General features: G+C 61.4%; 9 protein-coding genes and 1 tRNA gene. 3 read left to right on the forward strand and 7 right to left on the reverse strand.

What is annotated here, in order from left to right; all coding sequences use genetic code 11:
* Nucleotides 1-908 (forward strand): NAD-dependent epimerase/dehydratase family protein (locus Q4P21_RS06720; RefSeq protein WP_369598870.1); only part of this gene is annotated, 908 nt, incomplete at its 5' end.
* Nucleotides 909-932: 24 nt separating this feature from the next.
* Here the strand turns inward: Q4P21_RS06720 and panD are convergent.
* Both panD and Q4P21_RS06730 read right to left on the reverse strand, forming a co-directional pair.
* Nucleotides 933-1343, reverse strand: a complete 411-nt coding sequence (gene panD, locus Q4P21_RS06725; protein WP_303388028.1) for an aspartate 1-decarboxylase — start codon at nucleotides 1341-1343, stop codon at nucleotides 933-935.
* A 61-nt stretch (nucleotides 1344-1404) separates the two neighbouring features.
* A complete protein-coding gene (locus tag Q4P21_RS06730; RefSeq protein ID WP_207344905.1) occupies nucleotides 1405-2280 on the reverse strand; it encodes a LysR family transcriptional regulator in 876 nt (291 codons plus the stop codon).
* 165 nt (nucleotides 2281-2445) lie between these two features.
* Here Q4P21_RS06730 and Q4P21_RS06735 point away from each other — a divergent pair, with 165 nt between their 5' ends.
* Nucleotides 2446-3837, forward strand: coding sequence for an MFS transporter (locus Q4P21_RS06735; protein ID WP_369598871.1), 1392 nt, complete (start codon nucleotides 2446-2448; stop codon nucleotides 3835-3837).
* Between the two features lie 29 nt (nucleotides 3838-3866).
* Here the strand turns inward: Q4P21_RS06735 and Q4P21_RS06740 are convergent, their stop codons facing one another.
* From Q4P21_RS06740 to Q4P21_RS06760, 5 genes are all read right to left on the reverse strand, one after another.
* Entirely contained in the window at nucleotides 3867-5072 is a 1206-nt protein-coding gene (locus Q4P21_RS06740) for a N(5)-(carboxyethyl)ornithine synthase (RefSeq protein WP_303388030.1), read from the reverse strand.
* Nucleotides 5073-5218: 146 nt separating this feature from the next.
* A tRNA-Gly gene (locus tag Q4P21_RS06745) sits at nucleotides 5219-5289 on the reverse strand.
* Nucleotides 5290-5437: 148 nt separating this feature from the next.
* Nucleotides 5438-5770 (reverse strand): SHOCT domain-containing protein, encoded by a 333-nt coding sequence (locus tag Q4P21_RS06750; protein ID WP_303388031.1) that lies wholly within the window; start codon nucleotides 5768-5770, stop codon nucleotides 5438-5440.
* A gap of 128 nt (nucleotides 5771-5898) precedes the next feature.
* A complete protein-coding gene (locus tag Q4P21_RS06755; protein ID WP_303388032.1) occupies nucleotides 5899-7077 on the reverse strand; it encodes a cation:proton antiporter in 1179 nt (392 codons plus the stop codon).
* Between the two features lie 6 nt (nucleotides 7078-7083).
* Nucleotides 7084-7569 (reverse strand): cation:proton antiporter regulatory subunit, encoded by a 486-nt coding sequence (locus Q4P21_RS06760; protein WP_303388033.1) that lies wholly within the window; start codon nucleotides 7567-7569, stop codon nucleotides 7084-7086.
* Between the two features lie 152 nt (nucleotides 7570-7721).
* On the opposite strand from Q4P21_RS06760, the gene dcd reads away from it, so the two are divergent.
* A complete protein-coding gene (gene dcd, locus Q4P21_RS06765) occupies nucleotides 7722-8297 on the forward strand; it encodes a dCTP deaminase (RefSeq protein ID WP_207344910.1) in 576 nt (191 codons plus the stop codon).
* Nucleotides 8298-8317: the final 20 nt, after the last annotated feature.

Here is an 8317-nt window from a genome sequence, read left to right on the forward strand (position 1 = left end):
CCCTGCTGTACCCAAAGATTCTGAAGGAGCGCACCGTGGCCGAGGCCCGCATTGAGACTGTTGCCGTCACCGGAGCCCATGGCAAGGCGGGGCGGGCGGCGGTGGCGGAGTTGCTGGCCCACGGGTACCGCGTCCTGGCCTGCGACCTGGCCGGGCCTGTGGGCCGAAACTCGGACCTTGGCGCCCCCACCATGCGCGTGGACTTGACCGACTACGGACAGGCGCTGCAGGCACTGGCCGGGGTGGACGCCGTGGTGCACATGGCCAATATTCCAGAGCCTGGCATGTTCCCGCCGGCGCAGACACTGAACCGCAACACGGCCATGAACCACAACGTGTTTCTGGCCGCGCAGGCACTGGGCCTGTCGCGTGTGGTGTGGGCGTCCAGCGAGACCACGCTGGGCCTGCCGTTTGCGGCCGACGGCGGGACCTTGCGTTACGCGCCGGTAGATGAAGCCCACTTCCCCCACCCTTCCTCAACGTATGCGCTGTCCAAGGTGTTGGGGGAAGTTGCAGCCGCTCAGTTTGCGGCATGGTCGGGGATCCCGTTCGTGGGGCTGCGGCTGACCAACATCTTTACCGAGGACGAATACGCGAAGGTGCCCGGATTCTGGGCCGAGCCCATGTCACGGGCATGGAACCTGTGGGGATATGTGGACGCCCGCGACGTCGGCGCGGCCTGCCGCAACGCCGTGGAGTCCACCAGTACGGGCAGTGAGAACCTGATCATTGCGGCAGCTGACACCATCATGGACACGCCGTCGGCGGAGCTCTTGGGGAAGTACTTCCCGGAACTGGAACTGCGCCAGGGCGTCAGCGGGAATGAGACGCTGCTGTCGATCGACGCGGCTCGCAGGGTCATCGGCTATGAGCCTGCCCACTCGTGGCGGGACAGTGTGGTCCAGTGACGGTTAGGCGATCGAGGGTCCCGTTTAGAGGGCGAAGGCCGGGCGCAGAAGACCTTCTGTGATGGCCTCGGCCGGGTCGGTGCCCAGGTGCAGGATCGCATTGTCGGCGTCGACGTGAACCACTGTGGGCACGTACTCCACAGCCTCGGCCCTCGTCATTTGGGCATAGGTCATCAAAATGACAAGGTCGCCAACGTTCACCAGGTGGGCGGCGGCACCGTTGATGCCAATGACACCCGATCCGCGCTCGCCGGCAATGGTGTAGGTTTCCAGCCGGGAGCCGTTGGTGATGTCCACAATGGACACCATTTCGCCGGGCAGAATATCGGCAGCGTCGAGCAGGTCCGCGTCGACGGTCACGGAGCCCACGTAGTGCAAATCTGCGTGGGTGACGGTGGCGCGATGGATTTTTGACTTGAATATTGTTCGCATCATAACGGCACAAGTCTAGCGTGCTTGGGCTGAGCGTGCCTGTGACTTGTGTTACTGTGACAAGTTACCGTCTGCCCACGGGAGTGAGCTTGCGGCCCATGATGGCCTGGGTTAGGGCGTCCACAACCTCGGTGTTGGCCAGTGGATTGCGTATCAGCGTGAAGTCCACGTCTCCCACCGGCGGCAGGTCAAAACGCCTAGTGATGATTTTCAAGTCTTCCGGAACTAGCGAGGTCGGCATGACGGCAATCCCGATCCCAGCTCGCAGCGCTGCCAGGACTCCGCTGATCTGTTTCGTGGTGCAGGTGACCCGCCACGTGCGGCCGGCGTCCTCTAATGCGTCAAGAGCCAGTTTGCGGCTCAGGCTCGGGGCCGGGTAGACAATGACGGGCACCGGTGCGCCGGGTTCCAACACGGTCTGCTCCAGCCCCACCCAAGCAAACGTATCCTGCTTCACGACTTCGCCCTCCTGGGCGCCGGACACCCATTTCACGAACACCAGGTCCAACGCTCCGGCTTTGAGCCTGCGGTGGAGCTGATCGCTCTGGCTGACTGTCAGCTCGAGGTTAATCTGCGGGTACAGCTGGCGGAATTCACGCAGAATCCGCGGCAGGCCCGTGATGGCCAGATCATCTGCCGTGCCAAAGCGCAGCCGCCCCCGCATGGCGGCGCCGGAGAAATAGCGGGTCGCCAGGTCGTTGGCTGCCAGTATGGTGCGGGCAAAACCGGCCATGGCATCCCCGTTGTCCGTCAGGCGCACTTCTCTGGTGTCGCGGGTGACAAGCACGCGTCCAGCTGCCTGCTCCAGCTTGCGCACGTGCTGACTGACGGTGGGCTGACTGATGCCCAGGCGCTCGGCAGCACGGGTGAAATTGCGTGTTTCAGCCAGTGTTAGAAAACTTTTCAGCTGGATAGGGTCAAAAACAGGGGCGTCGGACACCGCTGATCCTCCTCGTAGCTATTACGAATCACAATAGTATTTATAGTCACCATATCCTTTCGATATAAATCACGGCGGTCTAGAGTTGTAGGAGCACCCTTCCATCCTTCTTCGATTTCCAGGACCAAAGCGTTGACGCCCCCACCAGCACGTTCGAATGCTGCCTTGACCGCCCCCCTCAATCTAGTGACTACGCGCCCGCCGTGGAGTCAGACATTTTCCTCGCTGAAGATCCGCAACTACCGGATCTTTGCCTCCGCGAATCTTTTGGCCGTGACTGCCATCTGGATGCAGCGGGTGGCGCAGGACTGGATGGTGCTTGAGCTCTCAGGCTCAGTCACCGCCGTAGGAATTACCACCTTCATGCAATTCGTCCCCTCCCTCTTGCTGATGCCGTTGGGTGGAATCCTGGCCGACAGGTATTCCAAGCGCCTGATTTTGATGATCACCCAAGGCTCCGCCGGTGTCCTGGCAGCCCTGCTGGCTGTGCTTGCGCTGACAGGGCACCTCGAGGTGTGGCACATCTACGTCATTGCGTTCTTCCTGGGTCTGGTGGTGGTGGCCGACCAGCCCGCCCGCCAAGTTTTCGTCAATGAGCTGGTGGGGCCGTCCCAGCTGCGCAATGCCATCAGCCTGAACTCCTCCATCTTTCAAATGGGAGGCATGATCGGTCCCGCTGTCAGCGGCGTGCTGATCAGCGCCGTTGGCGGAGGATGGGCCTTTGCCGGCAATGCCTTGGCCTGCACCATCACAGTCATTTCGCTGTGCCTGATCCGCAGCGCCGACCTGGTGAAAATGCCCCCGGTGAAACGTGCCAAGGGGCAGCTGGCGGAAGGCGTCCGCTACGCCCTGGGCAAGCCCACCATCTTCTGGCCAGCCGTCATGGCCGCCGTCTTCGCAGTGTTTGGCTTGAGCTTGGCGGTGTTGATGGCAGCCTATGCCAACAACGTGTTCGACGCCGGGGCCAAGGGCTACGGCCTGCTCAACACGCTCGTTGCGCTGGGTGCACTGGGCGGGGCATTGGCCTCCACCCGCTTTGCAACCTTGCGCCTGCGCGGGGTCATGACAGCTGCCGGTTCCTATGGTGTGGTGCTCATGATCGCCTCTTTGGCGCCCAACATGTTCAACTTTGGTGCCGTCATGGTGGTGGCCGGCTTTGCTTCGCTGCTATTTTTGACCAGCGCAAATCAACTTGTGCAAATGTCCACAAACGTCACCATTCGCGGCCGGGTCATGAGCTTGTACATCATGGTTCTCATCGGTGGTCAGGCGCTGGGTGGCCCGCTCATGGGTTGGTTGGCTGAACACTGGGGCGTGCAATGGGCCACCGTCGTAGCCGGGGCCATGCCGGCGTTGGCGGCAGTAATTATTGGGCTGGTGCTTGCCAAACGCGGCCAGCTGACCGTACGGCTGAACCTGCGCAACGTCCGAAGCCCCGTATTTATCGTGCCGAGGGCCGACCGTCCCATTGCGACGGATGTGGTGGAGGCGCCAGAAGGCGCTGCTGCGACCCCGCCACCGATTCACGATCCCGCAGCTCACATTCCCAAACCGTAAGCGTGCTCCAGCCAAGATCAAGGGCGCCGTCAGGCCGAGGCCAGCGGCAGGTGAGGGTAGCTTTCCTGGCGGTGCTGGAACTCGAGGATCGCAGGATTGATGATGACGCCTTCGGAGATTTCAATGGCGCGGGTAATGGTGTCACTGTCAGCCCATACCGCACGTCCTGCCATCAACGGCTCAACGAAAGGCATCAAGGCCTCGCTGATTTCCCACGTGGCGGAATTCCACAGGTAGCTGGGGCTGTGGTCCACTGCGTAGTAATTGACGTTGTCCCCGACGGTAAACATGGGCTCGGTGAAGGTCGTGTTGCGGGCCCAGCTGAAGCCCATCCCCTCGTCACAGGAAACGTCAACGATCAGGCTGTTGGGCCGGAACGCGGAAAGGTCCGCCTCCGTCAGGTAAGTCATGGGCGCATTGGGGTCCTGCAAGGTGCAGTTCACCACAATGTCGGACTCGGCTAGGAAGTCGGCCAACGGAACGTCGCCATCGTCGAGCATCACGAAACCCTTGTACGGCGCCGTTTCCTCGAAATCGAACTGCACCATTTCAGCGGAGTGAATCGGAGAGGCCACTGCCGCCACGTTGCGGCTGGTCAACACCTGCACCTCGGGAACGCCCAACGCCTTCAACGCGGTCACTGCGCCGCGGGCTGTGGCACCAAAACCAATGACTACTGCCTTTAACCGGCGCCCGTAATGTCCCGTGGAACCGGTGAGGCCCAGCGAGTGCAGCACCGAGGAGTAACCGGCCATTTCATTATTCATGTGGAAAACGTGCAGTGAGTACCAGCCGTCGGATGTCCAGTGGTTCATCGCCTCGAAGGCAATCAACGTCAGTTTCTTGTCAATGGCAATTTGAGTGATGGCCCGGTCCTGGACGCAGTGCGGCCAGCCCCACAGGATTTGACCGTCCTTCAGCTCGGCGAGATCTTCCGCCTGCGGCTTGGGTAAAAGAACAACGTCGGCCTGCGCAATGACCTGTTCGCGGGTGGCTACTGTGCCCACCAACGTGGCAAGGACATCGTCGGACATGCCAAAACGCTCCCCGTACCCTTCTTCGAATACCATTTGGGCACGAAGCTCCGGTTCAATCCGGGAAAGGTGCTCAGGGTGGATGGGGGCGCGGCGCTCATCAGGCTTACGGGATTTTCCCAGCACACCGAGCCGCAGCGTCGGTGCCGCCGTGCTCGTTTCCGGGGTGGATGCCGCTTGCTGTGTTGATACGTTTTCCATGTCAGCTCCCTCATGCGAGGGCCCAATACCCCACATGGCCTGACCTTACACGCCTTGGCAGCCCAGCCGCTGCATTTAAAAAGCTGTTGCCCCCGAAAAATTCCGGGGGCACAGCTTTTGATCTGCGCTGAGGCGGATCCACACTGAGCGGGCGACGGGAATCGAACCCGCGTATCGAGCTTGGGAAGCTAGCGCTCTACCATTGAGCTACGCCCGCATTGCAACATTCTCAGCAGCCTCATTAGCTTACTTGGTTTGTTCCGTAATGAGTCTAGCCGGTGCACGGGTGTGCTTTGCACCAGTGACACGCCCAAGCTGCCTGGCCGGCATCAGGGAGCGGCGGGCAGTCTGGGGATGAAAAGCCGCTAACCAATAATGGAGGCTTTCACCGCTGCAAACTCTTCATCACTGAGGGCGCCGGAGGCATGCAGTGCAGCCAGTCGTTCGAGCTTGCTCAGCAAGTCCTCAACCGCAGGGGCTGCAGGGGCAGGTGCAACGGCTGGCGCGGGCACGGGGACCGGCAGCATCTGTGCCTGCTGAGCCAGCTGCTGCTGTTCGGCTGCCTGCTGCGCAGCCGCCTGTTTATTGGCGGCGCTGGCGTTGACAGCGTTGCTGGCTGCCGTTGCCGTGCCAACAACAACTGCTGTCCGGGCAGCGGTTCCCACAAGGGAAGGTCGATTGCGTCTTCCAAAAGCCATTTCGATCTCCTCGGATCTGTGCTGTTGGGTCCTATTGACCACTGATGCCTTCATCATACGGCCGCACAGCGGTACGGGAGCCAACAACGAAGCATTCGTTACGCCGTCGTGCCTTCAACGTTTTCAAGCTATAGGATCGGCTCAGGCCTTCTGCCACGGACCAGGGCCATGAGCGGCTCCACGACGCGGGCTGCAATAGGCCCGCTGACGGCCATGATGAGGACATATGTGGTGGCCAGTGCAGCAAGTTCCACAGGGACGGCTCCGGATGCCACGGCGAGCCCGGCAATGACTATGGAAAACTCGCCACGGGCAATGAGTGCAGCACCGGCGCGGGCACGGCCCGGCACCCCTATGCCTTGCTGGCGGGCTGCCCACCAACCCGTGGCCACTTTGGTTAGCGCTGTAACAAGCGCCAACAGCAGTGCAGCGCCAAGCACCGGTGGGATGGTGCGGGGGTCGGTGTTCAGTCCGAACAGCACAAAGAACATCGCGGCAAACAAGTCCCGCAGGGGTTCCAGCACCCGAACCGCGTTCTCGGCCGTACCGCCGGAAATGGCGATGCCGAGCAGGAACGCGCCCACGGCGGCCGAAACCTGCATTGCGGAGGCAACGCCCGCCACGAGTAATGCAGCGCCAAGCAGCTTCAGCAGGAACGACTCGCGGTCCGGGCTGTCCAGAACGGTGGAGACCATGTGCCCGTACCGCAGCGCACCCAGCAGCACCAAGGTCACAACGGCCAGCGAAATTCCGACGGCGGTGAATCCGCCCAGGAGCGAAACCCCCGCCAAAACGGCGGTCAGGATCGGCAGGTAGGCGGCCATGGCGAGGTCTTCAATGACCAAAATGGCCAGAATGACCGGTGTTTCACGGTTGCCGAGCCGGCCCAAGTCACCGAGCACCTTGGCGATAATCCCGGAGGAGGAACTGTAGGTAATTCCAGCCATGACCAGCGCGCCTACGGGCCCCCAGCCAAGGATCAAGGCCACGGCAACCCCAGGGAGCATGTTCAGTACCAGGTCAAGTAGCCCGGCTACCCACGCCTGCTTCAAACCAGTGACAAGCTCAGTGGCCGAATATTCCAAACCAAGCATAAGCAGCAGCAGGATGACGCCAATTTCACTGGCAATGTGGGCGAAACCGTCGATTCCGGCGAGATTGACCAAGCCGCCTTCACCGAAGGCCAAACCACCCAGAAGATAGAGCGGTACCGGCGACATGCCGATGCGTCCTGCCAGACGACCCAAAAAACCGAGCCCAAAAAAGACTATTCCGAGCTGGATGATGGAGAGCGTCAATGGATCCATGTGGATTTACAATCGTGACTGCAAAATGCGTGCTGCATCCGCCAAGCCGTCGTCGGTGCCAACAATGACCACCATGTCGCCAACGCGCAGGATCTCATCCGGGCGCGGTGAACCCACTACGGCACCATCACGCAGCAGCGCCACAATGGAGGCGCCGGTGAGCGTCCGCATCTGCGTGTCGCCGAGAGGGCGGCCGGCGTACATGCTGCCGGCCCGGATCATGATTTGGTGAGTGCTGACACCGGCAACACTCTCCTGCTCGGAGCTGAGTTGGGCAATGAGCTGGGCGGACCCGAGTAACTGCCCCAGCGCGGCTGCTTCTTCGGCGCTGAGAGGGATGGAGGCGGCACAAGCATCAGGGTCATCCACGCGGGAGAGGATCAGCTCAGTGTGGCCGTCTCGGTGGGTCACAACACCTACGCGGCGACCGGTGGCGAGGCGCAGTTCCCTGCGCACCCCTATGCCTGGAAGAGGCGTCTCTTCAATATTCATGCTTACAACCATAGTGCGCATACGCTCCCACTGCGCCGGGCATAGCGAACGAAAATCCCAATTCAGTCCGTGGCGGCCCATGCATACCCATACAAGCCTTCCAGCGAGGACCTTTCTGTAGGTTTAGGCCGTGAATGCGCTAGTTTTAGAGGGTGCTGATCTCTGACCGCGACATACGTGCCGAAATTGCTGCCAAGCGCATTGTCTTGGATCCCTATGACCCTGCCATGGTGCAGCCTTCAAGCGTTGACGTGCGCATTGACAGGTTCTTCCGGCTCTTCGACAACCACCGCTACGCCCACATTGACCCGGCGGAGGAACAGCCGGACTTGACCCGCATGGTGGAAGTTGATCCGGATGAGCCGTTCATCCTGCACCCGGGTGAGTTCGCGCTGAGCTCCACCTATGAAACCGTGACGCTGCCGGACGACGTTGCGGCCCGTCTGGAAGGCAAGTCCTCCTTGGGGCGCCTGGGGCTGCTCACACACTCCACCGCCGGCTTCATCGATCCGGGATTCTCCGGCCACATCACCCTTGAACTTTCCAATGTGGCAACGCTGCCCATCAAGTTGTGGCCCGGCATGAAGATTGGCCAGCTGTGCTTCTTCCAGCTCTCCTCCCCGGCGGAGAACCCCTACGGCACCGGCCCCTACCAGAACCGCTACCAGGGCCAGCGCGGCCCGACAGCCTCACGGTCCTTCCAGAACTTCCACCGCACAAAAATCTAGTTCCCTTCCAGGGGCCCACA

The sequence above is a fragment of the Arthrobacter sp. genome (assembly GCF_030540645.1).
GTDB lineage: Bacteria > Actinomycetota > Actinomycetes > Actinomycetales > Micrococcaceae > Specibacter.

What these genes read in the sequence shown, in the direction of transcription:
- panD (WP_303388028.1), bottom strand. Translation starts at nt 1,343, where the DNA reads ATGATGCGAACAATATTCAAGTCAAAAATCCATCGCGCCACCGTCACC.
- Q4P21_RS06740 (WP_303388030.1), bottom strand. Translation starts at nt 5,072, where the DNA reads ATGGAAAACGTATCAACACAGCAAGCGGCATCCACCCCGGAAACGAGC.
- Q4P21_RS06750 (WP_303388031.1), bottom strand. Translation starts at nt 5,770, where the DNA reads ATGGCTTTTGGAAGACGCAATCGACCTTCCCTTGTGGGAACCGCTGCC.
- Q4P21_RS06755 (WP_303388032.1), bottom strand. Translation starts at nt 7,077, where the DNA reads ATGGATCCATTGACGCTCTCCATCATCCAGCTCGGAATAGTCTTTTTT.
- Q4P21_RS06760 (WP_303388033.1), bottom strand. Translation starts at nt 7,569, where the DNA reads ATGAATATTGAAGAGACGCCTCTTCCAGGCATAGGGGTGCGCAGGGAA.